This window comes from Nonomuraea sp. CX421, assembly GCF_059358955.1.
The window spans coordinates 68,918-94,512 of the sequence record NZ_JCADBK010000010.1 but is presented as its reverse complement, the minus strand read 5'-3'; the positions used below and the strand labels follow the sequence as shown (position 1 = coordinate 94,512).

General features: G+C 72.1%; 26 protein-coding genes. 17 read left to right on the top strand and 9 right to left on the bottom strand.

Going from position 1 to position 25,595, the window contains the following annotated elements:
- Positions 1–72: 72 nt before the first annotated feature.
- The 4 genes from AC5L3X_RS19830 to AC5L3X_RS19815 all read left to right on the top strand — a co-directional run bounded on the left by AC5L3X_RS19830 (position 73) and on the right by AC5L3X_RS19815 (position 3,799).
- A complete protein-coding gene (locus AC5L3X_RS19830) occupies positions 73–1,191 on the top strand; it encodes an MBL fold metallo-hydrolase (RefSeq protein ID WP_494858654.1) in 1,119 nt (372 codons plus the stop codon).
- Positions 1,192–1,308: 117 nt separating this feature from the next.
- The gene (locus AC5L3X_RS19825; protein WP_494858653.1) at positions 1,309–2,223 is read left to right on the top strand and encodes a pirin family protein; all 915 of its coding nucleotides are present in this window, start codon (positions 1,309–1,311) and stop codon (positions 2,221–2,223) included.
- Between the two features lie 146 nt (positions 2,224–2,369).
- Positions 2,370–2,696 (top strand): hypothetical protein, encoded by a 327-nt coding sequence (locus AC5L3X_RS19820; RefSeq protein WP_494858652.1) that lies wholly within the window; start codon positions 2,370–2,372, stop codon positions 2,694–2,696.
- Between the two features lie 329 nt (positions 2,697–3,025).
- Complete coding sequence (locus AC5L3X_RS19815) at positions 3,026–3,799, top strand: hypothetical protein (RefSeq protein ID WP_494858651.1); 774 nt, start codon at positions 3,026–3,028, stop codon at positions 3,797–3,799.
- Between the two features lie 67 nt (positions 3,800–3,866).
- Here AC5L3X_RS19815 and AC5L3X_RS19810 read toward each other — a convergent pair whose 3' ends face one another.
- The 3 genes from AC5L3X_RS19810 to AC5L3X_RS19800 all read right to left on the bottom strand — a co-directional run bounded on the left by AC5L3X_RS19810 (position 3,867) and on the right by AC5L3X_RS19800 (position 6,312).
- Positions 3,867–4,868, bottom strand: a complete 1,002-nt coding sequence (locus AC5L3X_RS19810) for a coiled-coil domain-containing protein (RefSeq protein WP_494858650.1) — start codon at positions 4,866–4,868, stop codon at positions 3,867–3,869.
- Between the two features lie 155 nt (positions 4,869–5,023).
- Positions 5,024–5,548 carry a hypothetical protein gene (locus AC5L3X_RS19805; protein ID WP_189123153.1) on the bottom strand — a complete coding sequence of 175 codons (525 nt, stop codon included), beginning with the start codon at positions 5,546–5,548 and terminating at the stop codon, positions 5,024–5,026.
- A gap of 2 nt (positions 5,549–5,550) precedes the next feature.
- Positions 5,551–6,312, bottom strand: a complete 762-nt coding sequence (locus AC5L3X_RS19800) for a bestrophin-like domain (protein WP_494858648.1) — start codon at positions 6,310–6,312, stop codon at positions 5,551–5,553.
- Between the two features lie 270 nt (positions 6,313–6,582).
- Here AC5L3X_RS19800 and AC5L3X_RS19795 point away from each other — a divergent pair, with 270 nt between their 5' ends.
- Positions 6,583–6,933: an avidin-fold protein gene (locus AC5L3X_RS19795; RefSeq protein WP_494858647.1), complete on the top strand. Its 351-nt coding sequence runs from the start codon at positions 6,583–6,585 to the stop codon at positions 6,931–6,933.
- Positions 6,934–6,964: 31 nt separating this feature from the next.
- Here the strand turns inward: AC5L3X_RS19795 and AC5L3X_RS19790 are convergent, their stop codons facing one another.
- Complete coding sequence (locus AC5L3X_RS19790) at positions 6,965–7,600, bottom strand: Lrp/AsnC family transcriptional regulator (protein ID WP_189122961.1); 636 nt, start codon at positions 7,598–7,600, stop codon at positions 6,965–6,967.
- Between the two features lie 108 nt (positions 7,601–7,708).
- On the opposite strand from AC5L3X_RS19790, the gene AC5L3X_RS19785 reads away from it, so the two are divergent.
- The 7 genes from AC5L3X_RS19785 (at position 7,709) to AC5L3X_RS19755 (ending at position 14,472) form a co-directional block, all read left to right on the top strand.
- The gene (locus AC5L3X_RS19785; RefSeq protein WP_494858645.1) at positions 7,709–9,283 is read left to right on the top strand and encodes an ABC transporter substrate-binding protein; all 1,575 of its coding nucleotides are present in this window, start codon (positions 7,709–7,711) and stop codon (positions 9,281–9,283) included.
- A 19-nt stretch (positions 9,284–9,302) separates the two neighbouring features.
- A complete protein-coding gene (locus AC5L3X_RS19780) occupies positions 9,303–10,415 on the top strand; it encodes an ABC transporter permease (protein ID WP_225262331.1) in 1,113 nt (370 codons plus the stop codon).
- Entirely contained in the window at positions 10,412–11,278 is an 867-nt protein-coding gene (locus tag AC5L3X_RS19775) for an ABC transporter permease (protein WP_189122963.1), read from the top strand. The genes AC5L3X_RS19780 and AC5L3X_RS19775 overlap by 4 nt, the downstream gene beginning before the upstream one ends.
- Positions 11,275–12,135 carry an ABC transporter ATP-binding protein gene (locus tag AC5L3X_RS19770; RefSeq protein ID WP_494858644.1) on the top strand — a complete coding sequence of 287 codons (861 nt, stop codon included), beginning with the start codon at positions 11,275–11,277 and terminating at the stop codon, positions 12,133–12,135. Before AC5L3X_RS19775 ends, AC5L3X_RS19770 begins: the two co-directional genes overlap by 4 nt.
- A complete protein-coding gene (locus AC5L3X_RS19765) occupies positions 12,132–13,037 on the top strand; it encodes an ABC transporter ATP-binding protein (protein ID WP_189122965.1) in 906 nt (301 codons plus the stop codon). The genes AC5L3X_RS19770 and AC5L3X_RS19765 overlap by 4 nt, the downstream gene beginning before the upstream one ends.
- A 52-nt stretch (positions 13,038–13,089) precedes the next feature.
- Complete coding sequence (locus AC5L3X_RS19760) at positions 13,090–14,067, top strand: M24 family metallopeptidase (protein ID WP_494858643.1); 978 nt, start codon at positions 13,090–13,092, stop codon at positions 14,065–14,067.
- Positions 14,068–14,163: 96 nt separating this feature from the next.
- A complete protein-coding gene (locus tag AC5L3X_RS19755; protein ID WP_494858855.1) occupies positions 14,164–14,472 on the top strand; it encodes a DUF6401 family natural product biosynthesis protein in 309 nt (102 codons plus the stop codon).
- A gap of 41 nt (positions 14,473–14,513) precedes the next feature.
- On the opposite strand, the gene AC5L3X_RS19750 is transcribed toward AC5L3X_RS19755, so the two are convergent.
- A complete protein-coding gene (locus AC5L3X_RS19750; RefSeq protein WP_494858641.1) occupies positions 14,514–15,335 on the bottom strand; it encodes a mechanosensitive ion channel family protein in 822 nt (273 codons plus the stop codon).
- Positions 15,336–15,496: 161 nt separating this feature from the next.
- On the opposite strand from AC5L3X_RS19750, the gene AC5L3X_RS19745 reads away from it, so the two are divergent.
- Together AC5L3X_RS19745 and menC are read left to right on the top strand one after the other, a co-directional pair.
- Complete coding sequence (locus AC5L3X_RS19745; protein WP_189122968.1) at positions 15,497–16,087, top strand: acyclic terpene utilization AtuA family protein; 591 nt, start codon at positions 15,497–15,499, stop codon at positions 16,085–16,087.
- A 137-nt stretch (positions 16,088–16,224) separates the two neighbouring features.
- The gene (menC, locus tag AC5L3X_RS19740; protein ID WP_494858638.1) at positions 16,225–17,325 is read left to right on the top strand and encodes an o-succinylbenzoate synthase; all 1,101 of its coding nucleotides are present in this window, start codon (positions 16,225–16,227) and stop codon (positions 17,323–17,325) included.
- Positions 17,326–17,368: 43 nt separating this feature from the next.
- Here the strand turns inward: menC and AC5L3X_RS19735 are convergent, their stop codons facing one another.
- On the bottom strand, positions 17,369–18,679 hold the full coding sequence (locus AC5L3X_RS19735; RefSeq protein ID WP_494858636.1) for a serine hydrolase domain-containing protein: 1,311 nt from the start codon (positions 18,677–18,679) through the stop codon (positions 17,369–17,371).
- A 260-nt stretch (positions 18,680–18,939) separates the two neighbouring features.
- Between AC5L3X_RS19735 and tuf the strand changes: the two genes are divergently transcribed.
- Positions 18,940–20,106, top strand: a complete 1,167-nt coding sequence (gene tuf, locus AC5L3X_RS19730) for an elongation factor Tu (protein WP_494858634.1) — start codon at positions 18,940–18,942, stop codon at positions 20,104–20,106.
- Between the two features lie 60 nt (positions 20,107–20,166).
- Here tuf and AC5L3X_RS19725 read toward each other — a convergent pair whose 3' ends face one another.
- Entirely contained in the window at positions 20,167–23,097 is a 2,931-nt protein-coding gene (locus tag AC5L3X_RS19725; RefSeq protein WP_494858632.1) for a glycoside hydrolase family 2 TIM barrel-domain containing protein, read from the bottom strand.
- 100 nt (positions 23,098–23,197) lie between these two features.
- Here AC5L3X_RS19725 and AC5L3X_RS19720 point away from each other — a divergent pair, with 100 nt between their 5' ends.
- A complete protein-coding gene (locus tag AC5L3X_RS19720; RefSeq protein ID WP_494858630.1) occupies positions 23,198–23,746 on the top strand; it encodes a dihydrofolate reductase family protein in 549 nt (182 codons plus the stop codon).
- On the opposite strand, the gene AC5L3X_RS19715 is transcribed toward AC5L3X_RS19720, so the two are convergent.
- Positions 23,691–24,068: a hypothetical protein gene (locus AC5L3X_RS19715; RefSeq protein WP_494858628.1), complete on the bottom strand. Its 378-nt coding sequence runs from the start codon at positions 24,066–24,068 to the stop codon at positions 23,691–23,693. The two genes, AC5L3X_RS19720 and AC5L3X_RS19715, sit on opposite strands and share 56 nt — an antisense overlap.
- A gap of 122 nt (positions 24,069–24,190) precedes the next feature.
- On the opposite strand from AC5L3X_RS19715, the gene AC5L3X_RS19710 reads away from it, so the two are divergent.
- Positions 24,191–24,328, top strand: coding sequence for a hypothetical protein (locus tag AC5L3X_RS19710; RefSeq protein WP_494858626.1), 138 nt, complete (start codon positions 24,191–24,193; stop codon positions 24,326–24,328).
- Here AC5L3X_RS19710 and AC5L3X_RS19705 read toward each other — a convergent pair.
- Positions 24,294–25,538: a M20 metallopeptidase family protein gene (locus AC5L3X_RS19705; protein WP_494858624.1), complete on the bottom strand. Its 1,245-nt coding sequence runs from the start codon at positions 25,536–25,538 to the stop codon at positions 24,294–24,296. The genes AC5L3X_RS19710 and AC5L3X_RS19705 overlap by 35 nt on opposite strands.
- Positions 25,539–25,595 lie beyond the last annotated feature (57 nt).

Below are 25,595 nucleotides of genomic sequence, written 5' to 3'. Positions count from 1 at the left end.
AGAAATCGGGAACATGGGGAACGGCCCAACCGGTTGAGCACAACAGAACCGATACTCAGGGGAGTGTGAGCGATGGCAGGACTTCGGACGGCACGGCGAATCCTCCTGGGAGGGGCGGCCGTCACGGCGGCGGGGCTGGCCCTTCGCGACGTCCCGGCCGAGCTGGGCGTGCGGCCGCTGACGTCGGGGCCGGACCGGACGGCCAGGATGTGGCGCTCGCCGCAGTTCAGGGACGGCAGGTTCGTCAACACGATGGCGGAGCCGACCGTGGTGAACACGCCACCCCCCGGCCTGGTGCGCGAGCTGGCCAGAAACCGCGAGCAGCGCCGCCCGGCCGGGCCCATCCCGGTGCGCGTCCCGCCGACCGGCGAGCCTTCGCCCACCGGCGTCCGCGCGATCTGGTACGGCCACGCGTCCACGCTGGTGGAGATCGAGGGGCGGCGGGTGCTGTTCGACCCGGTGTGGAGCAGGCGCCCCTCCCCCTCACAGCTGGTCGGCCCCAAGCGGCACCATCCGCCGCCGGTGCCGCTCGCCGAGCTGCCGCGGGTCGACGCCATCGCGATCTCGCACGACCACTACGACCACCTCGACCGGGCCACGGTGCGCTCGCTGACCGCCACGCAGAAGGCGCCGTTCCTGGTGCCGCTGGGCATCGGCGCGCACCTGGAGCGCTGGGGCGTGCCCGCCTACCGGATCATCGAGCTCGACTGGGAGGAGGAGGCCGAGGTGGCGGGGCTGCGCCTCGTCGCGACGGCCGCCCGCCACTTCTCCGGCCGCTCGCTCACCCGCAACGACACGCTCTGGGGGTCGTGGGTGGTCGCCGGGCCGACCAGGCGGGTGTTCTACGCGGGCGACTCGGGCTACTTCGAGGGCTACCGGGGCATCGGCGCCACGCACGGGCCGTTCGACCTGACCCTGATGCCCATCGGGGCCTACAGCCCCGCCTGGCCGGACATCCACATGGACCCCGAGGAGGCGGTCAACGCCCATCTCGACCTCGGTGGCCGGCTGCTGCTGCCGGTGCACTGGGCGACGTTCACGCTCGCGCTGCACCCGTGGGCGGAGCCGGTGGACCGGCTGTGGCGCGAGGCCAAGGCCCGCGACGTCCCGATCGTGGTGCCCCGGCCCGGCGAGGCCGTGGACACCGACGCCACGCCGGCGGTCGACGGCTGGTGGGAGACCCTGGGCTGACCTTCCGGCGGTCGACGACTCGTTGGATGGCGCGGGTGGACGACGCGGGGGTCGCAGGGGGGACGCGGGGGGACGCGGGGGACGCCTCCGCCCGCCGCGCCGCCGTACAGTCAGGGGGTGAGCAACCTGGAACAGGACCCCCGCGAGATCCGGTGCCACGCGGACGCGGCGACCGCGAGCAAGTCGCTGGCCGGGCGCGACGTGCCGCTGGGCGGGCCGCGCGCGATGCGGGTGAGCCGCACGCTGCCCGGCGTGCGGCGGCGCATGATCGGCGCATGGTGTTTCGTCGACGCCTACGGCCCCGAGGTCGCCGCGATGCGGGTGCCGCCGCACCCGCACACCGGGCTGCAGACCGTGAGCTGGCTGGTGGCGGGCGAGGTGCTGCACCGTGACAGCCTGGGCAGCCTCCAGCCGATCCGGCCGGGGCAGCTCAACCTGATGACGGCCGGGCGCGGCATCTCCCACTCGGAGGAGTCCAGCGCGGCGGTGCTCCACGGGGTGCAGCTGTGGGTGGCGCTGCCCGCCGAGCACCGGCACGTCGTGCCCGCGTTCGAGCACCATCCGGCACTGCCCGCGCTCACCGGTCCCGGCTTCGACGCCAGTGTGATCATGGGGTCGTTCGGCGGAGTGACATCACCGGCGACCGCCTACAGCCCGCTCGCGGGCGCCGAGATCACCGTCGCCGGTGACGCCGAGCTGCCTCTCGACCCCGCCTTCGAGCACGGCGTCCTGCTGCTCGACGGCGTGGTGGAGCCGCTGGAGGCCGGCCCGCTGCGCTACCTGCCGCCCGGCCGGGCGAGCCTGCGCGTGCGCGGCGACGGCCGGATCCTGCTGATCGGCGGCGAGCCGTTCGGCGAGGAGATCGTGATGTGGTGGAACTTCGTCGGGCGCACCCACGACGAGATCGCCGGCTTCCGCAAGGAGTGGATGGAGGGCGACGGGTTCGGCTCGGTGACCGGGTTCGACGGCGAACCGCTCCCCGCGCCCGTGATGCCGGGCACCCGGCTGCGGCCGAGGGGCCGGGTCCGCTAGCCGTTCGTCCCGCGCTCCTCCTCGTGGCGTCGCATCGCGGCACCACCGCCACAACCGCCCGCCGCATCAGTGAACTCCCCGCCGCCCAGTCCACTCAGCCCTGAACACGTTACGTAATCGACCGCCTACGGTCTAGGATCATCCGTATGGCCTCCTCCGTCACACAGCTGGAGATTCGCGTGGCGCGCCTCGAGCGCCGCGCGGACAACCAGCGAGAAGACATCAACGTCATAACGTCCGATCTATGCAAGATTCTGGAAACTCAAGATCAAATTCTGAAAACCCAAGACCTCCACTCGAAGTCACTTCAGCACCATTCGCAGATCCTGGACGACCACACCCGGGTCCTGAACGACCACTCTCGGGTCCTGAACGATCACTCTCGGACCCTGAACAAGCACACACGCATGTTCGAGACGCTGTTCGAGCACTTCGGCATCGCCCTCCCCGTGGAAGACAACCTCAGCAACTGACCACGATCCCCCAGGGCTCCAGGAAGCTTCCTGGAGCCCGTTTCTCCATGTTCCCAGGCTTCTCACCGACGGCCGTTGCGGCATCAATCTGATCAGGTCGCAAACTCGCCCGGCCCTGGGCAGGAGACCGGCAAGCGGGTAAAGCTTGATCGTCCACAAGCCGACATGCGGAGGTCTGATGCTGCGACGCTTGCTAGGCGGCGAGATTCGCCGTGCCGCCTCACAAACACACGCCGCCCGCGTCCAAGGAGGGCGACTGCTGAGCGAAGCCCGCGAAGAACTCAACCGCGCGGACGCAAAGGCACAGGTATTGGCTCGTCAACTACTGCATGCGGGCCTCCGACCCACGCGGCGCAGATGACAAGGCACTGCTCTGCTTCACCACACCTGCTCGTGGAGACTCCTACGACTTCGATGTCACCGTGCGGCTGTCGTGGACTTCAGCCGGTAAAAGGCAGGCCGTCAGCCCTCGGGCCGTGGAGTGGCATTACGTCACCAACCAGGTGCGCGGTTGCGTCCGGGCAGAGGCTCGCGCCTTCTCGCCGTTTCGGCCAGGCGAGGCCGAAGCGGCGGTCAACACGGCACTGGACCGGTTGTTCACCGACCTGCCACATCACCAGGTACTGCTGACCTGGAGCGGGAAGGCGGAGATGAGCTCCGTGGCGGAGGTACGCCACCTCCAGCAGAAACGAGTCAAAGAGCTTTATGAGATCAACTCCGGCTCAGCCGCGGCACGACTGCGCGCCGAGCAGACCCACGAACTGCGTCTGGCCTGGGAGGCCTTTCTCACAGAGGCGTCCACCAGTTGGTACGCGCGCTACGCCGTTCAGCTCGCGGAAAACCCCCAGACGGTGGCCGAGGTGCTTGCCACAATGCTCGAAGACCGTGAGAACACCGCCGCCCGCTTCCTCAACAAGCTTGACGCGATGGTAACCGCACATGAGCGGAGCAACGTGTTCGACATGGTGATCGGCAGTGACAGCGCACTGCGGCACGTCATGCAAGTCTTGGGCCTGTCGGTGCCGCCGCGGGACCCCGACCCGCTGCTCGGACCGCCTCCAGATGCGTCGTCCTCCTCAGAGCACGGGGCCGACCACACCTGAGTCGCGCCTTCTGGACACTCCCGCAGTAGAGCACCACCCGCGCAACCCGGGGCAGTCGCCTCGAATGTCAGTAGACCGAGATGTGCGGGTGGTCGTAGTGGTTGGCGGTGGCGCCGCCCCGGTCGGACATCGTGCGCCAGACGCCGGTCCGGGCGTGCCAGATCCGCTGCCGGTAGATGATGTACATGATGCCGAGCCGCTTGGCGTTCTTGATCGCCCAGGCGGCGATCTGGTCGCCGCGCCGCACCTCGGCCGCCGTCGGCATCGCGCCGCCGCGGCTCAGCATGAAGTCGCACGCCCGCCCCAGCGGGTGCTCGCCGCCGTCCTGGATCGCCCGGTAGCACCCGATCCCGTACGGCACCGCGAACCGTTCCTGGATGAGCATCTTGACCAGGCGCATCCGGGGTGTGACGTGGTCGGCGCCCTCGGGCAGCTGCGGGACCCAGGTGCCGTCCGAGCGCCGCACTCCGGGCGCCTGGTGCAACTGGTCGATCTTGTCCCGGATCTTCTCGATCAGCTTCTCGGCCTTGGCCTTGCGCCGGTCGAGGTCCTTCACCTGCCTGCCGAGCTCTTCGGCGCTGGCCGCGGCCTCGTTCCTGGCCTGCTCGTGGCCGTCTCTGACCTGGGCGAACCCGCTCAGCCTGGCGTTCTGGAGGTCCACGAGGTGACGGCTGAGCGCCAGCCTGCCGAGGACGTGGCCCGGGTCCTCGGTGCGCGAGATCATCACCGCCTCGTTGGAGGCGCCGCCGGTGTAGAGGGCGACGGCCATGCTTCGCAGCTGGGTGGACTCGTGGTCGAAGACCTGTTGCGCGGCGGCCAGCTTCGCCTTGGCCGCCTTCTCCGTCTTCTCCGCCTTCTCGTGGGCGATGCGGCCGTTGTAGTAGTCGGCGATCAGCGTGTCCGACTCCTTCTGGAGGGCCGCGAGTTCCTTCCTGAGCTGGGCGACGGTGGGTTTGGGCGCCGCCTGTCCGGGCATCGCGGCCACCGTCACCACCAGCACCGCGATCACCGTGAGGGTGAGGGCTCGGAGCGGACCACACCGCCGGCCGGCGGGGGACGCAACCGCCACGCTTCTCCTTCGCCCGTGGGACAGGGCGGATCCCCGGCGGTCGTGACGAGCCGCAGGGTGCCCTCTTTCGGAGCTGATAGTAGAGGATCACGCGACTTCGCTGGCAATTACCGCGTTTTTGGCGATACGGCCTGAACATGGCCCGCCGGGCGCCGTCAGCGGGCGAAGGCGATGGCGGTGGTGGAGGCGATCACCGTCGTCAGCACGACCATGAGGAGCACGGTGCGCAGCGGGCTGCGGCGTTGGGGAGCGGGCTCGGCGGGCACGACGCGGGGCCGCGCCGCCTCGACCCGGACGGGCTGCGGGGTCGGCTTCGGAGAGCGGGTGGTGCGCACCGGTGCCGGAACTCGGACCTCGGCCCGCACCGCGCGCGGTGTGGGGACCCGCGTGGGTGTGGGTCTGGGCGTGGGCGTGGCTCGGGGGGTCGGCCTGCGCGTGGGGGTCGGTGCGGGCGTCGGCGCGACGGTCGGAGTGGGGGTGACGATCACCGGCGGCACGATCACCGGCGGCGGCCCGCACGACCCGAGGTGGATGCTGACCAGGGGCAGGTCGAGGCAGATGGTCACCCCGAGGAGGCCCGAGGAAGGCGGCCCGCCGTCGGGATCGGCGGCGGCCGGGCCGCTCACGCACAGGGCGAGCAGGGTGCCGGCGAGGAGCAGCGGCGTGCGCCTGACGCCCACGGTCACACGCCTCCGGAGATCCGGGCGAACTGCTGGAGCGCGGCCCGGAAGGCGTCGGGCTCGACCGCGAGCGGCCCGTCGAAGACATGGGAGATGTCCCAGGTCAGATAGGTGCCGAAGCCGAGCATCGCGGCCATCGCGACCAGCGGCAGGATCGCCGCGCCGCGTGGCCGCGCGCCGGCGAGGAACGGGAACACGATGACCACGGCGCCGGTGAGGATGGTGAGCACCAGCACCCCGGGCGGCGGGGTGGTGGCGGCGTCGGCGGTGCGCTGGGCACGCGCGGCGGCCAGCGTGGCCAGGTGTTCCAGCACTTCGGCCTTGGCGTTCAGAGCGGCGTCGTCGGTCGCCTCGATCGCGATGACCCGGGTGCGGAGCGCCTCGAGCCGCTCGGTGGACACCGGGTCCATCCGGCCCTGGCCCATGACCGGCCATTCGTCCCTGACCACGAAGGCGACGTAGTCGCGCAGGCCCGCGCGGACCAGGTCGGGAGCGGGCAGGTCGGTGGCCGACCAGTAGGCGTCGATCGCCGCCTGGCTCTCGGCGTGGGTGTTCTGCCTGGCGGCGTCGGCCGTGGTCCACGGCACGATGATCGCGATGGCGAAGACCAGCAGGAACAGCGCCGACAGCATCGAGCCCGCGTGACCTGCCGAGGTCCCGCCGGGCTCGGGGTCGTCGCTGCCCTTGCCGGTGAACCTGAACAGCAGCGCGGCGAGGGCCACCACGCCCACTGCCGCCGCGACCGCGAGCGTGTACGCAATCATGAAGATCTCCAAACCCGGGGGCGAACACTGACCGTCACCTGACTATCACAGTACGCATCCGGAGTGTTGGCACTACGCGGGTAAAACAGCGGCGAAGCGCGGAGCCCCGTGTCCGGGAGCGCCTCCGAGGGCGTGGCGAGCGACGACTGCGCCGGGAGCCGTCGCATGGCGCCGGGACGGCTGGACGGATCGTCCGGGCGAGGTCCGCGGGCCGCGCCATTCGTCCAGCCGTGTGCGCGCCATCGGGAAATACCAGCACCATGACTCCCCGTGAACCTTCTCAACGGCCGCAGATTCGTGATGGTGAGCTCGACGGCGAGCGCGGTGGACCCGGAACGGCCCACCGAGTTCAGGTACCAGGAGGCGGACGGCGTGGTGTGGGGCAGCTACACCGGCGACACCGTCATCCACGGGCGCTTCGTCGGCACCAGGGACGGTGACGTGGTCTCGATCGCGTACGCGCACGCGCTGAAGGCGGGCGGCAAGGCGGAGGGCCAGGGCAGCAGCCGCATCGAGACCGAGGCCGACGGCAGGCTGCGACTGGTGGAGGAGTTCCGGTTCGAGGGCGACGACACGGTGCACGTGAGCGTGTGCACCGAGGCCGTCGCCCCGCGCGGCTAGCCTGTTCGCCGCCGGACGACCGAGGGACCGCTCACTCGTCCTTCCGCAGGGCGGCGCGGCCCTCGGCTGCGCCGACGAAGCGCATCTTGCCCAGGGGCACGTCGCCCTGGGTCTCCTGCGCGCCGCGCCGGGCGGATCTCGGCTTGCCGCGGTCACTCGGCAGCACGTACGGCCGCTTGAGCACCTCGTCCAGGATGAACACGGTCTCCGTCGCCTTCACGGCCGGGATGCCGGCCAGCCGGTCGGTCACCATGGCGTGCACCTCGGCCACGTCCGCCATCCGCACCAGGATCATCGCGTCGTGCTGGCCGGTGGTGATCGCGCAGTACTCGACCTCGGGCATCCTGGCCAGCTCGGCTCTGAACTGCTTCCACATCTGCTGCCGCACGGTCACGAAGATCAGCGCGGTGATGCCGAGACCGGTCCTGACGTGGTCGATCTCGGCGGTGAACCGCTTGATCGCCCCGTCCGCGCGCAGCGCCTCGAACCGGGTGTAGGCACTGGCCCGGGAGATGCCCACCCGCTCGGCCAGCGCGGACACCGAGATCCTGCCGTTCTCGCGCAGGACCTCCAGGATCTTCAGATGGGTGGCGTCCAGTTCGAGACCGATGCCGATCCGTCCAGACGAAGCACCACCGCTGCCAGCATTTCTGGAAATTTCACTCATTGATACCCCTTGCCCATTTATATACGTCTTGCCGACCAGACAATGCCTGGACGATCTGCCGCACAATCCTCGGCATATACCGACCAATCGTCCATCTGGAGGACACACATGGCGACCCGCTCGCAGACAGCGGCTGTGCTGCTCGCCGGTGCACTCGCCCTCGCCGCCTGCGGAAGCGGCGGCGCCCAGGCGCCCGCGGCCCAGAGCGGCGCGAAGACGCTCGTCATCGACACGTCCTTCGACCTCAAGACGGCCGACCCCGGCCGCACGTACGAGCCCACCGGCCTGATCGTGGGCAAGGCCACCTATGAGACCTTGCTCACCTTCGAAGGCGCCGACGTGACCAAGCCGGTGCCCGCGCTGGCCGAGTCGTACGAGCTGTCGGAGGACGGCAAGGTCGTCACGCTCAAGCTGAAGCAGGGCGCGACGTTCGCCGACGGCTCGCCGATCACGGCGGACGACGTGGTCTTCTCGCTCACCCGGGTGCGCGACATGAAGGGCACCCCGTCGTTCCTGCTCGACGGCGTCGAGGTGGCCAAGACCGACGACACGACGGTCACCCTGACGTCGAAGGCGCCGAACCCGGCCCTGCCGTACATCCTGCCGAACCCCGCGCTCGGCATCCTCAACAGTAAGGCCGCCCAGGCCAACGGCGCGACCGCGGACGCGCAGGACAAGGCCGAGCAGTACCTGAACGCCAACTCCCTGGGCTCCGGCCCGTACACGATCGAGTCGTTCAACGTGAGCAGCCAGGTCGTGCTCAAGGCGAACCCGAAGTACCACGGGACCAAGCCCGCCTACGACAAGGTCGTGATCCGCAACGTCGAGGCGGCCACGCAGAAGCTGAACGTGCAGCGCGGCGACAGCCAGGTGGCGCTCAACCTGTCCGGCGACCAGGTCACCGGCATGCCGTCGACCCTGCAGGTCAAGAAGACGGCCTCGGCCAACGTCATCTTCCTGCTGGCCAACCAGAACTCCGGCGTCAGCAAGACCACGCCCAACCCGAAGTTCGTCGAGGCGGTGCGCAAGGGCGTCGACTACGCCGGTCTGCTGGAACTGGCCGGCGAGGGCGCCACGCAGGCGCCCGGCGTGATCCCGTCGCAGCTGCTCGGCGCGCTGCCCGCGGACGAGGCGCCGAAGCGTGACGTCGAGGGCGCGAAGGCGGCCCTGGCGGCCAGCGGGCTGTCCAACCCGACGGTCAAGCTGGAGTTCCCGTCCGAGCTCACCGTCAACGGCCTGTCCTTCCAGCCGCTGGCCGAGCGGGTCCAGGCCAACCTCAAGGAGGTCGGCATCACGGTGGACCTGGCGCCGGCGCCGGTGACCGTCGCGCTGGACAACTACCGCAACGGCAAGGAGGAGATGGGCCTGTGGTACTGGGGCCCGGACTACCCGGACCCGAGCGACTACCTCGTGTTCACGCCCGGCAAGACGGTCGGCGAGCGGGCCGGCTGGAAGGCCGGTTCGGACAAGACGATCGAGGAGTCCGCCGAGAAGGCGGCGGCCGCGGTGGGCGACGACGCGCGCAAGGAGGCCTACGCCGACATGCAGCGCAAGCTCAACGCCGCGGGCCCGTTCATCCCGCTCCTCCAGCCGAGCCAGAACATCGTGACGGCCGCCTCCGTGACGGACGTGGAGTACCACCCGGTGTGGACGGTCGACATCGCCGACCTCGGCGCCAAGTAGGACCAGCGACGTGTCCGAGATGGACGACGCCACGGGCGCGGCGGCCTCCCCGCCGCGCCCGTCCGGCGATCCCCCGCCCGCCACGGCCCGCAGCCGGCGGCGCGGCGGGACGCACCCGCTCGCCCGGTTCCTGATCCGGCGCATCCTCACGGCCGTCCTGCTGGCCTGGGGCATCACGCTGGTCACCTTCGTGCTGACGAACCTGGTGCCCGGCGACCCGGTGGCGGCCAACCTGGGCCAGCGAGCGCTGGGCGACCCGGCCATCGTCGCCCAGTGGCGGGCCGAGCACGGGCTGGACAAGCCCCTCTGGCAGCAGTACGGGCTCTACCTGCAGGGCCTCGTCCAGGGCGACCTGGGCACCAGCCAGCAGAGTCACCGGCCGGTCAGCGAGGACCTGGCCGAGTTCGTGCCGGCGACCCTGGAGCTGGCCGGGGCGGCGATCGTCGTCTCGCTGATCCTCGGCGTGGCGTTCGGCGTGGTGGCGGCGCTGCGCCGGGACCGGTTCGCCGACCACGCGCTGCGGGTGCTGAGCCTGATCGGCATCTCGGTGCCGACGTTCTGGCTGGCGCTGGTGGCGTTCTACGTCTTCTTCTACCGGCTGCAGATCACCCCGGGCAGCGGACGCGTCGACCCGGCGCTCGGCGGCGCGCCGCCGGTGACCGGGCTGCAGACGATCGACGCGCTGCTGGCGGGCCGGTGGGACATCTTCGTCTCGGCGGCCGGTCACCTGGTCACGCCCGCTCTGGTGCTGGCGCTCTACACGATCGGCCTGCTCACCCGGTTCACCCGCTCGGCGGTGCTGGAGGTGCTCGGCCAGGACTACGTGCGCGCCGCCCGGGCCAAGGGGCTGCCGGGCCGGGTGATCCTGTTCCGCTACGTGCTGCGCTCGGCGCTGGTGCCGATCATCACGGTGGCGGGCCTGGCCTTCGGCAGCCTGCTGTCCGGGACGGTGCTGGTCGAGGCGATCTTCGCCTGGCCGGGCATCGGCCAGTACGCCTACAAGAGCGCCACCACCCTCGACCTGCCCGCCGTCATGGGCGTCGGCCTGGTCGTGGGGGTGGTGTACCTGGTCATCAACCTGATCGTGGACGTCCTGTACGGCGTCATCGATCCCCGCGTGAGGTCGCAGTGAGACGGGATCGCAAGGGGCTGCTCGGACGGCTCCCGGAGGCGTGGCGGCAGCCGCTGGCCGTGGTCGGCATCGTGGTCGCGGCGGCCTGGCTGGTCATCGCGGTCGCCGCGCCGGTGCTGGCGCCGTACGATCCGCTGGCCCAGGAGCTGCCGAGGCTGGCCGCGCCGGGCCCCGGGCACTGGTTCGGCACCGACCAGCTCGGCCGCGATGTGCTCAGCCGGGTTCTGTACGGCGCGCGGGTGTCGATCCCGCTGACGTTGCTGCTGGTCGTGATGTCGGTGCTGGTCGGCGGCCTGCTCGGCGCCTGCGCCGGATATTTCGGTAGATGGGTGGGAGAGTCGATCATGCGGCTGGCGGACCTGGTGTTCGCCTTCCCCACGGTGATCCTGGCCATGGTGGTGGCCGCGGCCCTCGGCGCCAGCCTGACCAACGCGGTGCTGGCCGTGCTGGTGGTCGCCTGGCCGTCCTACGCCCGGGTCACCCGGGGGCTGGTGCTCGGCGTGCGGGAACGCGAGTTCGTGCTGAGCGGGCGGCTGCTGGGCTTCTCCGCCTGGCGCTCGCTCCGCGTCGACGTGCTGCCGAACGTGACCGGCCCGGTGCTGGTCCTGGCCACGCTGGACATCGGCACCGCGCTGCTGCTGCTGTCGGGCCTGTCGTTCCTCGGCCTCGGCGCCAAGCCGCCGTCCCCCGAGTGGGGGGCGATGGTGGCCGGCGGCGTGGAGGTGTTCGACAGCTGGTGGGTGGCGACGTTCCCGGGGCTGGCGATCCTGACCGTGGTGCTGGCGTTCAACTTCCTCGGCGACACGCTGCGCGACGCCCTGGACCCGCGTACCGCCCGTGCCATCAAGGAGCGTGCACTGTGACCTCGCGGAGCGTGCTGGACATCAGCGGGCTGAAGGTGTCGATCGGCGGCCGGGAGGTCCTGCGCGGCGTCGACCTGTCCCTGGCCGAGGGCCGGGTGCACGGCCTGGCCGGGGAGAGCGGGTCGGGCAAGACGATGACCGGCCTGGCCGTGCTCGGGCTGCTGCCGCACGGCGCGCGGGCGACCGGCCGCATCGCGCTCGGCGACCGCGACCTGCTGACGCTGCCGCCCAAGGAGCTCAACCGGGTACGCGGCGGCGAGGTGGCCATGGTCTTCCAGGACCCGGCGACCAGCCTGCACCCGATGCTCACGGTCGGCAGGCAACTGACCGAGCACATGCGCCACCACCTCGGCGTGGACAAGGCGGAGGCGAGGGCCAGGGCGGTCGAGCTGCTCGGCAAGGTGCGCATCCCGGGCGCCGATGAGGCGTTCGGGCGCTTCCCGCACCAGTTCTCCGGTGGCATGCGCCAGCGCGTCGCGATCGCCATCGCGCTGGCCTGCTCACCCAAGGTGCTGATCGCCGACGAGCCGACGACCGCGCTGGACGTGACCGTGCAGGCGGGCGTGCTCCGGCTGCTGCGCGGCCTGTGCGACGAGCTCGGGCTGGCGGTGCTGCTCGTCACCCACGACCTGGGCGTGATGTCGGCGATCGCCGACGAGGTGAGCGTGATGCGGGAGGGCCTGGTCGTCGAGACCGGGCCGCGCGGCCAGGTGCTGCGCGAGCCCGCGCACCCCTACACCCGCTCGCTGCTGGACGCGCTGCCCGACTCGTCGCCCGAGCCGCCCGGTTCGGCACCCGAGCCGACTGACGCGCGGACTGACTCGTCACCTGATTCGCCGACGGGAGAGACCGCATGACGCTGGATATCAGGGACCTGGTCGTGGAGCACCGCTCCCCCGGCCGCCCGGTCGTGCGGGCGGTGGCGGGGGCGAGCCTGACCGTCAGCCCGGGCGAGGTCGTCGGCCTGGTCGGCGAGTCGGGCTGCGGCAAGTCGACGCTGGCCCGCGCGGCCTGCGGGCTGAACCCGGTCACCGAGGGCTCCATCACCTTCGAGGGCCGGCCGGTCGCCCCGCTGGGGCTGCGCCGCAGGCGGGAGACGGGCATCCAGATGGTGTTCCAGGACCCGTACGCGTCGCTGAATCCGCGCCGTCGCGTGGGCGACCAGATCGCCGACGGGCTGCGGACCGCGCGCGACACCGCCGCCACCCCCGCCGACCTGCTGGAACGGGTGGGCCTGCCGCGTGACTTCGCCGGACGGCATCCGCACGAGTTCTCCGGCGGGCAGCGGCAGCGCGTCGCGATCGCCCGGGCGCTGGCGGCCAGGCCGCGGATGCTGATCGGGGACGAGCCGATCTCCGCGCTGGACGCCTCGGCCCAGGCGCAGGTCGCCACCCTGATGCGGGACCTGGCGGTGGACGCGGGCGCCGGCCTGCTGTTCATCAGCCACGACCTGTCGGTGGTGCGGCTGATCGCCGACCGGATCGCCGTCATGTACCTCGGCAGGATCGTCGAGGTGGGCGACACGGCGGAGGTGTGGGCGAACCCCCGGCACCCGTACACGCGGGCGCTGCTCGGGGCCATCCCCCGGCCCGACGGGATGGGCGTGCTGCCCGCCGAGCTGCCGGGTGACGTGCCCGATCCGGCCAACCCGCCGGGAGGGTGCCGGTTCCACCCGCGTTGCCCGCTCGTCATGGACGTGTGCCGGGACGAGGAGCCCCGCTTCGGCCCGGTCGCCTGCTGGCTGCACGAGGCGAAATGACGCGATTGAGATGACACGTCTGGAATGATCCAATGGACATGAAGCGGCTGACATGACGACGGGGGCGCGGGTGACCGCCGCGCGGGCGGCCATGGCCGAGGCCGGTCTCGACGCGCTGGTGCTGCGCCCGTCTCCCGATTTCCGGTTCCTGGGCGGGCGGGACGGCCCGTACCTGGTGCTCACCCCGGACGCGCTCGCCGAGACCGCGGATCCGGGACGGCTGCTCCCCGGGAAGGCGCGGCGGGTCGGGGTGGATCCGGAGATGCGGGTCCGCGAGCTGTTCGCCCTGGCGATCGAGGCCGAGCTGGTGCCGGCCGCGCTGGCGCTGGCACCACTGCGGCTGCGCAAGGAGCCTTCGGAGATCGAGGCGGTCGGGCGGGCGGCCGCGGCGGCGGAGGCGGTTCTCGGGCAGGTACGGGAGCTGGCCTGGTTCGGCGCGACCGAGCGGGCGATGGCGGCCAGGCTGCGGATGCTGGCGCTGGAGACGGGCTGCGAGGAGGTGCTGTCCCTCCGGGTCGCGGCGGGCGAGCACACGGCGCGGGCGGATCACGTCCCGGGCGAGCGCGTGATCAACCCGGGTGACGCGCTGCTGGTCTCGCTCTGCGGCCGGTGGGACGGCTACTGCGCGGAGGTGGGACGGGTCTTCGCGGTCGCCGAGCCGCCGGAGGACTACGAGGCCATGTACTCGGTGGTGGTCGCCGCGCACGCCGCGGCCCTGCGGGCGGCGGGCAGGGGGGCCACGGCCGCCGCGGTGGCCGCCGCCGCCGCCGACGTGATGGACGGCAGCGGTTACGGGTCCTTCGCCTCGGACCGCTCCGGCAGGGGCGTCGGCCTGGGCCCCGACGAGGGCCCGTGGCTGCGGCCGGGCGACGCCACGGTCCTGGAGCCCGGGATGGTGCTCTGCCTGGAACCGGCCGTCTACGTGCCCGACCTGTTCGGAGCCCGGCTGGCGGACACCGTCGTCTGCGCCCCCGAGGGTCCCGTCGCGCTCAGCGTCTCCCCGCGTGCCCTGCATGTTCTCGACCGCTGAGGGCCGGGCGCGGGTCGCGTCGGGGCGTTCGTCCGGCGGGTGGTACTTCATCCCGCGTGGACGAGCATTTTAATTGGACATTAAGGTTATTTGGTGATGTTTGAGGATGGCTGGGCGGCTGCGCCCTTGCGGTGGGTGATGGACACGGTGGGTCACACCCACCTGGACCGGATGGCCGTCGAGCCCGGTCTGGTGGCTGCGGTGGATCAGCATGCCGCGGCGCTCCGGGACGCGATCCCGCTCGACCGCGAGACGCTGGGCGACTACCTGCTGGGGTTCGCGGACGAGTTGCGGCACCTGGGCTGGACGCCCGGCGGCGAGGACGACCTCGCCACCGTACGGCTGACCGCGGTCTGCTGGCTGGCACGCGAGCTGGGCCTGCTCGCCGACGAGTCCCCCGCCTGAGCCGGACCGGGACCGGTGGGTCCCGGTCACTGTCAGGCGGTTCAGAAGTCCGGGCGGTCCCGGCCGGTCGTGCCCCCCGGTTCGGTACGAGGGGCCGCTCCGCCCGGCTCTCCGTGGACGGGTGCGGCCGGTTCGCCGGCCGGCGCCATCCGCCGGGCGTCCTCCCGTCCTCTCTGATAGGCCTCGGCATGGGCCTTGGCCTGCGGGAGCTGCTCCTCCATGTTGCCCAGCCAGCGTTCCCAGCGCTGCTGCATGGGCCGCACCAGGCCGCCGCCGATGCCGATCGCGGCGATGGCTCCGATCGTGGCGAGCACGGTGATCAGCACCGGCGTCGTGACCGTGGTGGCCACGCCGATCTGGTTGAGGGCGGCGATGATGCCCAGCGCCCAGATGAACACCGCGGCGGCCGTCCCGAGCAAGGAGCCGTAGGACAGGCCGCCCAGCGCGCCGGAGATGACGTCCTTGACGGCGCTGGCGATGGCGCCGGCGATCACCACGATGATGATGGCCACGACCGCCGCCGGTAGCCAGCCGACCACGGCGTTCAGCAGCGCCGAGATCGGGTTGGGTCCGAAGACGCTGAAGGCCATCTGCAGCGTGACCAGCAGAATGGCGTAGAAGACCACTTTGCCGACCAGGCCGCTGGCGGTGTAGTTGCCGCGTGCCAGCGCGCGGCTCACGCCGCTGCGCTGCACCGCCCGCTCGAAGCCCACCTTCTCCAGGATCTTCTCGGCGATCTTGCCCAGCACCTTGGCGATGAGCCAGCCGATGATGAGTATGACGATGAAGGCGATCAGCCTCGGGACGAACGTGGCGATCTGCCGCCAGACATCCGTGAGGCCTTGGCCAATGTTGATATCCACGTCTCCCCCTTCGAGGCTTACGCCAACGCGCTACCCTGAGCGCTCCGCCTCACACACGCAGAGCGACGAAACAGCGCCCGCCGGCTCATCATCCAGCTCTTCACCTGGTCAAATAATCGTCACCGTGTGTGATCGAAGTGGTCAACGGGTAGTCATGCCGCATGTTGCGGATCGGCCGCTGGGGCGTCGCCGAGTCGAGGGACGTCGTCGCCTGCGGATGGCGTGACAGCCGTCCGGGCCGGGCCCGGACCGGCATCAAGCTGATCTTCGAGGCGGGCGGGGCGATGCCCGACCTGCCGGGCCTGCGCGTCGGCACGCGGGCCGTCCGGGGCGCCGAGCGGATCGCGCAGGAGCTCTGCCAGGGGCTCGACCTGGTCCTCACCGAGCCGGGCGACCCGGCGGCGGCGGTGGTGGCGGCCGCCATCTGGCACTACGGGTGGGCCCTCGGCGACCTCGACGCACTGGCCGGCGCGACGGTGGGCGGGCTGGCGCTCGCCGGGCAGCCGGTGCCGTGCGTGCTGGAGATCCGCCGCGACGGCGGCACCGCGCTGCACGGTGACGTCACCGTCGAAACCGTGCTGGCCCGCCTGTCCGCGTGCTTCCCGGCCGGCCGCCACGCGACGCCCGAGGTGACGGTGCCGCTGCGCTCGGTGCGCCTCAGCCCGGGGACCCCGTCCGGTGTCCGGATCGCCCCGTGCCGCGGCGAGCCGGGCCTGGCGGCGTCCCGGCGTCCACCGCGCCCCCGTTCCTGACCGGGCCGTCGGGCGCGACCAATCGGGGGCGCCGTCTTGGTGGCCCCGCACGAATCCCGCCCGCCGCGCCGTGTCATACGGTGGCCGTGACACCGGCGGGCAGGGGCACACGTCCTTCCCACTACGCAGGAGAGCGCATGAAGATCACTGGAGTCGAGCTGCGCCGGATCGCGATGCCCCTGGTGGCACCGTTCCGCACCTCGTTCGGCACCGAGACGGCGCGCGACGTGCTGCTGGTCCGGGTCGTCACACCCGAGGCCGAGGGCTGGGGCGAGTGCGTGGCGATGTCGGAGCCGCTCTACTCCTCGGAGTACGTGGACGGCGCGGCCGAGGTGATCCGGCGCTTCCTGCTCCCCGCGCTGCCGGGTGACCTCGACGCCCACGCCGTGGGCCGCGCGCTGGAGCCGGTCAAGGGCCACCGCATGGCCAAGGCGGCGGTGGAGACGGCCGTGCTGGACGCGCAGCTCCGTGCCGCCGGCGAGTCGTTCGGCCGTTTCCTGGGCGCGGCGCGCGACCGGGTGCCGTGCGGCGTGTCGGTCGGCATCATGGACTCGATCCCACGGCTGCTCGACGCCGTCGGCGGCTACCTGGACGAGGGCTACGTACGGATCAAGCTGAAGATCGAGCCGGGCTGGGACGTCGAGCCGGTGCGGGCGGTGCGCGAGCGGTTCGGCGACGACATCCTGCTCCAGGTCGACGCCAACGCCGCCTACACGCTGGTGGACGCGCGGCACCTGGCCAGGCTGGACGAGTTCGGGCTGCTGCTGATCGAGCAGCCGCTGGCCAACGACGACCTCGTGCAGCACGCCCGGCTGGCCGGGCAACTGCGCACGCCGATCTGCCTGGACGAGTCGATCGAGTCGGCCGAGCACGCGGCGGCCGCGATCGCGCTCGGCTCCTGCTCCATCATCAACATCAAGCCGGGCCGCATCGGCGGATACCTGGAGGCTCGCCGCATCCACGACCTGTGCCGGGCCAACGGGATCGCCGTCTGGTGCGGCGGCATGCTCGAGACCGGGCTCGGCCGCGCCGCGAACGTGGCGCTCGCCGCGCTGCCCGGCTTCACGCTGCCCGGCGACACCTCCGGCTCGCGCCGCTACTACGCGACCGACATCACCGAGCCGTTCGAGCTGTCCGACGGCCATCTGGCGGTGCCGTCGGGGCCGGGGCTCGGCGTGGAGCCGATCCCGGCCGTGCTCGACGAGGTCACCACGTCCACCGAGTGGATCCCGCTCTAGCCGACCGCCCTCCCGCGCTGCTCCCGGGTCTCGCCCGCGGCGCTCAGCCGGTTCTGGGCGTGGCGCGGGCGCCCAGGTGCACGTACGGGGAGCCGTCGGGCAGCTCGTAGAACACGACCGAGGTCCAGGCGGGGTCACCGGGCAGGCGTCCGACGAAGGTCGTCTCGTCCACGGGGACGAGGTCGGCCTCCTGTGGCGGCTTCAGCGCGGCGAGCGGGCCCGTGTTCTCCAGGCGCAGCCGGAGCCCGCCGTCGCGCCCGGCGAACGTCAGGCGGGTGCCGACCCGTTCGTAACGGCCCGCGTACCTGGCGGCGTCGACCTCGACGGGCGTCTCGGGCGGGCCGAGCGCGGGCGGCACGGTCAGGCCGTCGAGCTCGGCGAACAGCTCGGTGACCAGGGCGCGGGCGAAGGCGGCGCTGTGGCCGCCGTTGGCCGTCACGCAGGCGATCGTGCCGGTGCCGGGGACGATCCAGAGCATGGCGTGCTGGCCGATGGTGTTGCCGCCGTGGGAGATGACGCGGTGGCCGTCCCACTCGTCGAGGATCCAGCCGATGCCCCAGTGCCGGCCGAGGGTGTACGGGTTGGGGATGTCGACCTGCGGCTCCCACAGGGCGCGCGGATCGTCCAGCAGGCCGCCGTCGAGGTGGGCCCGGGCGAAGGCGACCACGTCGGCGGGCCGGGCGCAGATCAGCCCCGCGGGCCCGACCGAGCGCATGAGACCCCAGATGGGGGCGGGCTGGCCGTCCAGGTGGCCCGTGGCCGAGCGGAAGCGCAGCACGTCCTCGGGCAGGGTCCAGGTGTGGGTGAGGCCGAGAGGCTCGACGATCCGCTCGCGTAACACGTCGTCCCAGCGTTTGCCGTCGAGCTGTTCCAGGATGCGGCCGGCGATCACGTAGCCCGAGTTGCAGTAGGACTGGGTCACGCCCAGGGGGTGGTTCTGCGCCAGGTCGGCGCAGGCCTCGACGTACCTGCTGACGCAGTCGTCGCCGCGTCCCGTGTCGAGGAACAGGTCGCCGTCGATGCCGCTGGTGTGGGTCAGCAGGTGCCGGATCGTGACGCTCCTGGTCACGCCGGGGTCGGCCACCCTGAACTCCGGCAGCACCTCCAGCACCGGGGTGTCCGGCCCAGGGCCGCCGCGCTCGGCCAGTTGCATGAGCATGGTGGCGGTCCACACCTTGGTGACCGAGCCGATCTGGAAGAGGGAGTCGGGGGTGACCTCCACGCCGGTGGCCCTGTTGAGCACCCCGGCGGCGAACTCGTGCACCTGCCCGTCATGCAGGTAGGCGAGGGCCGCGCCCGGCACCTCGTACTCGGCGATCAGCTCGGCGAGCCGGCGACCCGTTGTTCCAGCCACGCGTTGGTCCTCTCGTTGCGGTCGGCAATTCACACATATTGCCGGAATAATCCGTTGCCACCCGGTGCTGAGAGCCACATCATGGTCATCATGTTCCGGCACGCTCAGCTCTCGGCGCCCGCACCCGCGGGCGCGTTCGAGCGTGCCTTCGACGGCCTGGAGCGCTGACCTCTTCCCGTAAGTCCTGAGTGTGACCCGGCGGGGGGAGGTAGCCGACCCTGACGGGTCACCACGGATCCAGGCTTCGAAGGAAAGAGATCATGGCCAAGCAGGCCTACGCGCGCAACAAGCCGCATCTCAACATCGGCACGATGGGCCACGTCGACCACGGCAAGACCACGCTGACCGCCGCGATCACGAAGGTGCTCGCGGAGCGCGGGCAGGCGAGCTACACGCCGTTCGAGCGGATCGACCGCACCCCGGAGGAGCACTCCAGGGGCATCACGATCAACATCTCGCACGTCGAGTACGAGACCGCCGGCCGGCACTACGCCCACGTGGACATGCCGGGCCACGCCGACTACGTGAAGAACATGATCACGGGGGCGGCGCAGCTCGACGGGGCCATCCTCGTCGTGTCCGCGCAGGACGGCATCATGCCGCAGACCCGGGAGCACGTGCTGCTCGCCAGGCGGGTCGGCGTCGAGCACCTGGTCGTCGCGGTCAACAAGGCCGACGGCGCCGACCCGGAGCTGACCGACCTGGTCGAGCTGGAGCTGCAGGAGCTGCTCGCCGAGCACGGTTACGACGACGTCGCGATGGTCCGGGTGTCCGGGCTGCGCGCCCTCGCGGGCGACCCGGAGTGGACGGCGTCGATCGACGCCCTGCTGCGGGCGGTCGACGAGCGCATCCCCGTGCCGGTCCGGTACGTGGACGCGCCGTTCCTGATGCCCGTCGAGAACGTGCTCACGGTCACCGGCCGGGGCACGGTCGTCACCGGGGCCGTCGAACGCGGCACGGTCCGCGTCGGCGACCAGGTGGAGGTCGTCGGGTTCGGCGACGGGTTCACCGCGGTGGTGACCGGGGTGGAGACGTTCGGCAAGACCATGGAGCGGGGCGAGGCCGGCGACAACGCCGCGCTCCTGCTGCGCGGTGTCCGCCGCGAGCAGGTGCGGCGCGGCATGGTGCTGGCCGCGCCGGGCAGTCAGCGGGCTCACCGGACGTTCACCGCCCGGCTCCACCTCCTCACGCCGGAGGAGGGCGGGCGGCGGCGGCCGGTCGCGCCGGGATACCGGCCGCAGTTCTACCTGCGGACCACCGATGTGCCGGGGCAGCTGCTCCTGGACGGGCCCGCCCGGCCGGGTGACACGGTCGAGGTGACGGTCGAGCTGGGCAAGGCCGTCGCGGTCGAGCCGGGGCTCGGCTTCGCGATCCGCGAAGGCGGCCTGACCGTCGGCGCGGGCACGGTCCTCGCCGTCCCCGCCTGACCATCGGGGGACCGGCCGGGATGTTCCCGGCCGGTCCCGCCGAGTGGTCAGGCGGGGAGGTCAGACCGGCCTGAAGCTGAGGCGGAAGGTCGTCTCCGCCGGCCTGAGGTCGTACCGGGGCAGGGTGCCGGGGCCGCAGCTCGCGGTCCCGACGCCCTGCTGGGCGAGGTCCAGGTTGACGTGTACGCGCCCGCCCGGAGCGAGGTCGGGGCGGTGGCGGGCGCGTTCGAGGTCGGCCGTGGTCCAGCGCCGGGCGGTCAGCCCGAACACCGGGTCGCCGGTGACCCGGAGCCCCCGTCCGGAGCCGGTCAGCTCGGCCCAGCGGACGTCGGCCCGGTGACCGTTCTCCTGGGGGTAGACGTACGGCGTCTGCAGTTCCTCGACGGTGGCGGACCACCTGCCCACCCTCGCGGCCAGGCCGGTGTCGGGGTACGCCTCGCCGGGGCCCCGTCCGAACCAGGTGACCCGTTCGAAGGACGCGGGCAGCGCCATGACGACGCCGATCCTCGGCACGGGCTCGGCCCACTCCCCCTCGGGGACAAGGTCCACGGTCAGCCCGAGGCCGTCGTTCACCTCGGTCCACCGGTAGTCGACGCGCAGGCCGAGGTCGGTGGCGGCGGGCGCGACCCTGGTGCGCACGACCAGGCCGTCGCCGGTCTCCACGGAGTCCACCCGGTGGGTGAGCCGGTGCAGGCCGAGCCGCCGCCAGGTCCGTACCAGCCCGCCGTAGCGGTCGTTGTCGATCGGCGCCCGCCACAGCTCCAGCCGCGGCCCCTCGACCTCCATGCCGAACAACCGCACCAGCCGCCCGGTGGCGGGGTCGAAGTGCCCGCCGCCGACGACCACCTCCCCCACGCCGACGCCCGGCCCACCCGCCCCCACGACCGAGGCCGGGACCGGATTTCCCGGACCGGAGGCCGCCACGTCCGAGACCGGGTTCGCGGGACCGGCGACTGCCGTGTCCGAGGCCGGGGTCGGGACCGGGTTCGCGGGACCGGTCGCTCCGCCCGGCGTCGGCGCGGGGACGGGCGGTGACAGGCGGGACTGGGCCCAGGCCACCTCGTGGCCAGCCCCGGCCCACGGCTCGTCGGCCGCCAGCACGGCGCGAACGGTCAGCCAGCGCTCACCGTCGCGTCCTTCACTGCCGTCTGCGCCGGGCAGGGCGGGTAAGAGGGCCTCGCCTCCGGTGGCCGGCACGTCGAGCGTGAACTCACTGACCGGCACCCCGTCCACCTCGACGACGCCGAGAAAGGCCAGCGACGAGAGGTCGCGGAAGCCGTACCGGTTGACGATCCGCACCGCGTCGCCGGTGAACTCGAGCCGGACCGGCTCGAACACCTTCTTGAGGTCGAGCAGCCCGGGCGACGGTGTCCGGTCGGGCAGGACCAGCCCGTCGACCACGAAGTTCGAGTCGTGCAGCGGCTCACCGTAGTCGCCGCCGTAGGCGTACTCCAGGACCGGGTGCGCCAGGCCGTGGTCGATCCACTCCCAGACGAACCCGCCGGCCAGCCTCGGATGGCGTTCGAACAGCTCCTGGTACTCGGCCAGCCCGCCGGGCCCGTTGCCCATGGCGTGGGCGTACTCGCACTGCAGGAACGGCATCGCGCGGCGCCGCGCGTCGAGGGCGGGGTCGGCGAGCGGCTCCTCCGCGCCCCGCCCGATGGCCTCGACCTCGGCGTGCGTGGCGTACATCCGCGAGTAGACGTCGGTGTCGGCGCAGGAGGGGTCGCCCTCGTAGTGGATCGGCCGCGAGGGGTCGCGCTCTCGGGTCCAGGCGGCCATGGCGGCGAGGTTGCGGCCCACGCCCGCCTCGTTGCCGAGTGACCACATGATCACGCTGGGGTGGTTCTTGTCCCGTTCGACCATGCGGCGCATCCGGTCGAGGCACGCCTCGGCCCAGCGGGGGTCGTCGGCGGGGTTGCCGCGCCAGTCGACCTGGCCGAAGCCGTGCGTCTCCAGGTCGCACTCGTCGATCACCCACAGGCCGAGCTCGTCGCAGAGGTCGAGGAAGGCGGGGTGCGGCGGGTAGTGGCTGGTCCTGACGGCGTTGACGTTGTGCCGCTTCATCAGCAGCACGTCCTCGCGCATGGTCTCGTACGGCACCGCTCGGCCGTGCTCGGGGTGGAACTCGTGCCGGTTGACGCCCTTGAGCAGCAGGGGGCGCCCGTTGGCCAGCAGGACGCCGTCCTCGATGGAGACGGTGCGGAAGCCGACGCGCAGCCGTACGGACTCGTCGGGCAGGGTCACCACCGCGTCGTAGAGGCGGGGCGTCTCGGCGGTCCACGGCTCGACGTCGAGCGTGATCTCGGTGCCGGCCGGCAGGTCGGCGACGCCGAGCTCGGGGACGCTCAGCCGGCCGGAGCCGTCGAAGGAGAGCGTGCCGCGGCCGCCGGTGCAGGAGGCGTGGACGAAGACGTCGGCGGCCGAGCGGGTCAGCGTCACGTCGCGGAAGATGCCCGGCAGCCACCACATGTCCTGGTCTTCCAGGTAGCTCGCGGCCGACCACTGGTGGACGCGCACGGCCAGCACGTTGCGTCCCGGCACCAGGTAGGGGCCCGCGTCGAACTCGACGGGCAGCCGGCTGCCGGTGGAGAAGCCCAGCTCGTGGCCGTTGAGCCAGACCTTGGCGCAGGAGTCGACGCCCTCGAAGCGCAGCCGGCCGCCGCTCCAGTCGTGCGGCAGGTCGAAGGCGCGCCGGTAGTCGCCGGTCGGGTTGTCGTCCGGCACGCGCGGCGGGTCGAGCGGGAAGGGATAGGAGACGTTCGTGTAGGCGGGGGCGCCGTGCCCGTGCAGCGGCCAGTGCGACGGCACGGGCAGGTCGTGCCAGGCCGAGTCGTCGTAGCCGGGTTCGGCGAAGGCCGGGGACATACCGGCCGTGGGTGACAGGCGGAACCGCCAGGTGCCGTTCAGATCGAGGGCGGGGGCGTCGGAGCACAGGGCCGCTCGCGGGTCGAGACGGCCGGAACCTGGGGTGAATTGTTCGCGTTCCATCGCCGGAGAGCCTAAAGGCTCGTCCGGTTCACGTCAGCGATGAGTTCTCCGCCCGTTCGCGGTCTACCAGGACGGTCAACCGGACGACGAGAGGAGCGACATGGGTGACGTCGTGCTGAACATGACGGTGTCGGTCGACGGGTTCGCCACCGGACCGGGTGGTGATCTGGGACGGCTGCACGAGTGGATCTTCAGCGAGGCCGAGGCGGACCTGGAGGTCGCCGGCGAGTTCGCCCGCGAGCCGGGCGCCTACGTGATGGGCATGGGCATGTTCCGGGCGGGGCTGGAGCCGTGGGGGGAGGCGCCGCCGTTCCCGTGGCCGGTGTTCGTGCTCTCCCATCAGCGACGCGAGCCGCTGGTCAAGCCGCCGGCGACGTTCACGTTCGTGACCGACGGAGTGGCGAGCGCGGTGGAGCGGGCGCGGGCGGCGGCCGGCGACCGGGACGTGTGGGTGGTCGGCGGCGTGGACGTGTGCCGGCAGGCGCTGGCCGCCGGGCTGGTCGGTGAGCTGCGGCTGCACGTGGCGCACGTGCTGCTCGGCGAGGGGCTGCCGCTGTTCGGCGACGGGCGGGCGCCGGTGGAGCTGGAGGTGGTCAGGACACTGGTGACGCCCGCGATGACGCATCAGACGTTCCGGGTGGTGACCTGAGCGTCGCCCGCTCCAGGCGCAGCTCGCGCGCCGTCCTGGCGACGTACGCGAGCAGGCCGGCCCGGTCGGTGCCGGGGCGCAGCAGCGCGCGCAGCGTCCAGCCGGCCAGGCGGGGCGTGGTGAGCGCCTCCCCGGGCCGGACGATGCGCGAGTAGACGTCCAGGAAGCGCCGCATGAGGGCCGGGTCGGCGCGCAGCGCGCGGCGCATCTCGACGTCCAGCGGCCCGACGGGCTCGGCCCGGCCGGTGCGCTCGGTCCAGTAGAACGTCTCCAGGCACTCGCGGTCGCGCCGCCGCTCCCAGGCGGCGACCGCCGCGTCCACCCCGTCCGGTGCGCCGAGTGCTTCCTGGAGGGCTGGGGCCGCCTCTCCCGCTGTCGCGGTGCCGGCCTGTCCGGCGAGGGTCTCTCCCAGCAGGCGGCCGAAGCGCAGGGCGTTTCAGCGGGATGGCCGAGGCCACCTCGGCCGAGTGGCTGAAACGCGGCCGGCTGACCCGCCACCAGGTGCACGAGTTCCTGGAGGAGACCCTGGTCAGGCTGCTGGAGGACGTCATACCCCGGGTTCTTGACGATCCGCCGCCGTGAGATAGCCGGCCAGCAACGCCTCGGCCACGTCCGCGACGGCCCCCGGGCCGGGCAGGAACTCCGCGCTGTGCAGCCCCGACACCGTGTCCACCCCGACGAACATCATCAGCGACGGCGCGACCGACGCGTAGTAGGCGAAGTCGTCGGCTCCGCACGACCGCAGCTCCTCGGTGACGGTCCTGCCGCTGTGCCGCAGCAGCTCTCCCGCCTGCATGGCCAGGTCCTCGTCGTTGGCGAGCACCGGCTCGCCGGGCAGCACCCGCACCTCCGCGTGGCAGCCGTACGCCCTCGCCACGTCCTCGACCAGCTGGGTGAAGCGGTCGTGCAGCTCGAAGCGCCACCGCTCCGACATCGCCCGCAACGTCCCCCGTGCCGTGGCCTTGGACGGGATGACGTTCGGCGCCGTCCCCGCGTTGATGGTGCCGAACGTGACCACGGTCGGCACCATCGGGTCGGCGACGCGGCTGACGAGCTGCTGCGCGGCCGCGATGACCTGGGCCAGGCCCACGACCGGGTCGCGGGCGAGGTGCGGGTAGGCGGCGTGCCCCGCCGAGCCCCTGATCGTCAGCTCGAACTCGTCGGCCGAGGCGTTGACCGGGCCGGGCGTGCAGGACACCATGCCAGCGGGCAGCACGGGCTGCACGTGCGCGCCGATCATGGCGCGGACCTGGTGGCGGTCGAGCACTCCCGACTCGACCACGTCGTAGGCGCCCGATGGGAAGCCCTCCTCCCGGGGCTGCAGCACGACGAGCAGCGGAGCCACGGTGGCCGGTCCCGGACCGGCCACCGGGGATCTCCGCGGCCCCCAGGCCTCGCCGTTCTCGCCCGATCCGGGCCAGGACTCCCCGGCGGCCCGGACCTTGTCCACCGCGCGGGCCAGCGCGACGACGGCGGCCAGGTGCACGTCGTGCCCGCAGGCGTGCATGGCGCCGTTCGCCGAGGCCCAGGTGACGCTGGTGCGTTCGGCGATGGGCAGCGCGTCCAGCTCGCCGCGCACGCCCACCGACGGTCCCGGCCCGCCGATCCTGACGACGGCGCCGGTGTCGGCCACGTACTCGACGAGCCCGCCCGTCAGGGCGTCGAGCACCAGCTTGAGGCTGGGCCCCTCCTGCCCTGACAGGCACGGCTGCGCGTGCAGCTCCCGCCTCAGCCTCTCGGCGGCGGGCAGCTCGGCCCGCAGCGCCTCCCGCAACAGCGCCCCCGTACCCACGCGTGCTCTCCCTTCTCCGGCCGGATCTCGCCCGCCCCTACCCGCGTGCGCGTCTGG

Coding starts and splice junctions, on each gene's coding strand:
- AC5L3X_RS19830 (WP_494858654.1), top strand. CDS start 73: ATGGCAGGACTTCGGACGGCACGGCGAATCCTCCTGGGAGGGGCGGCC.
- AC5L3X_RS19820 (WP_494858652.1), top strand. CDS start 2,370: ATGGCCTCCTCCGTCACACAGCTGGAGATTCGCGTGGCGCGCCTCGAG.
- AC5L3X_RS19815 (WP_494858651.1), top strand. CDS start 3,026: ATGCGGGCCTCCGACCCACGCGGCGCAGATGACAAGGCACTGCTCTGC.
- AC5L3X_RS19800 (WP_494858648.1), bottom strand. CDS start 6,312: ATGATTGCGTACACGCTCGCGGTCGCGGCGGCAGTGGGCGTGGTGGCC.
- AC5L3X_RS19790 (WP_189122961.1), bottom strand. CDS start 7,600: ATGAGTGAAATTTCCAGAAATGCTGGCAGCGGTGGTGCTTCGTCTGGA.
- AC5L3X_RS19785 (WP_494858645.1), top strand. CDS start 7,709: ATGGCGACCCGCTCGCAGACAGCGGCTGTGCTGCTCGCCGGTGCACTC.
- AC5L3X_RS19780 (WP_225262331.1), top strand. CDS start 9,303: ATGGACGACGCCACGGGCGCGGCGGCCTCCCCGCCGCGCCCGTCCGGC.
- AC5L3X_RS19765 (WP_189122965.1), top strand. CDS start 12,132: ATGACGCTGGATATCAGGGACCTGGTCGTGGAGCACCGCTCCCCCGGC.
- AC5L3X_RS19760 (WP_494858643.1), top strand. CDS start 13,090: ATGACGACGGGGGCGCGGGTGACCGCCGCGCGGGCGGCCATGGCCGAG.
- AC5L3X_RS19755 (WP_494858855.1), top strand. CDS start 14,164: ATGTTTGAGGATGGCTGGGCGGCTGCGCCCTTGCGGTGGGTGATGGAC.
- AC5L3X_RS19745 (WP_189122968.1), top strand. CDS start 15,497: ATGTTGCGGATCGGCCGCTGGGGCGTCGCCGAGTCGAGGGACGTCGTC.
- menC (WP_494858638.1), top strand. CDS start 16,225: ATGAAGATCACTGGAGTCGAGCTGCGCCGGATCGCGATGCCCCTGGTG.
- tuf (WP_494858634.1), top strand. CDS start 18,940: ATGGCCAAGCAGGCCTACGCGCGCAACAAGCCGCATCTCAACATCGGC.
- AC5L3X_RS19725 (WP_494858632.1), bottom strand. CDS start 23,097: ATGGAACGCGAACAATTCACCCCAGGTTCCGGCCGTCTCGACCCGCGA.
- AC5L3X_RS19720 (WP_494858630.1), top strand. CDS start 23,198: ATGGGTGACGTCGTGCTGAACATGACGGTGTCGGTCGACGGGTTCGCC.
- AC5L3X_RS19710 (WP_494858626.1), top strand. CDS start 24,191: ATGGCCGAGGCCACCTCGGCCGAGTGGCTGAAACGCGGCCGGCTGACC.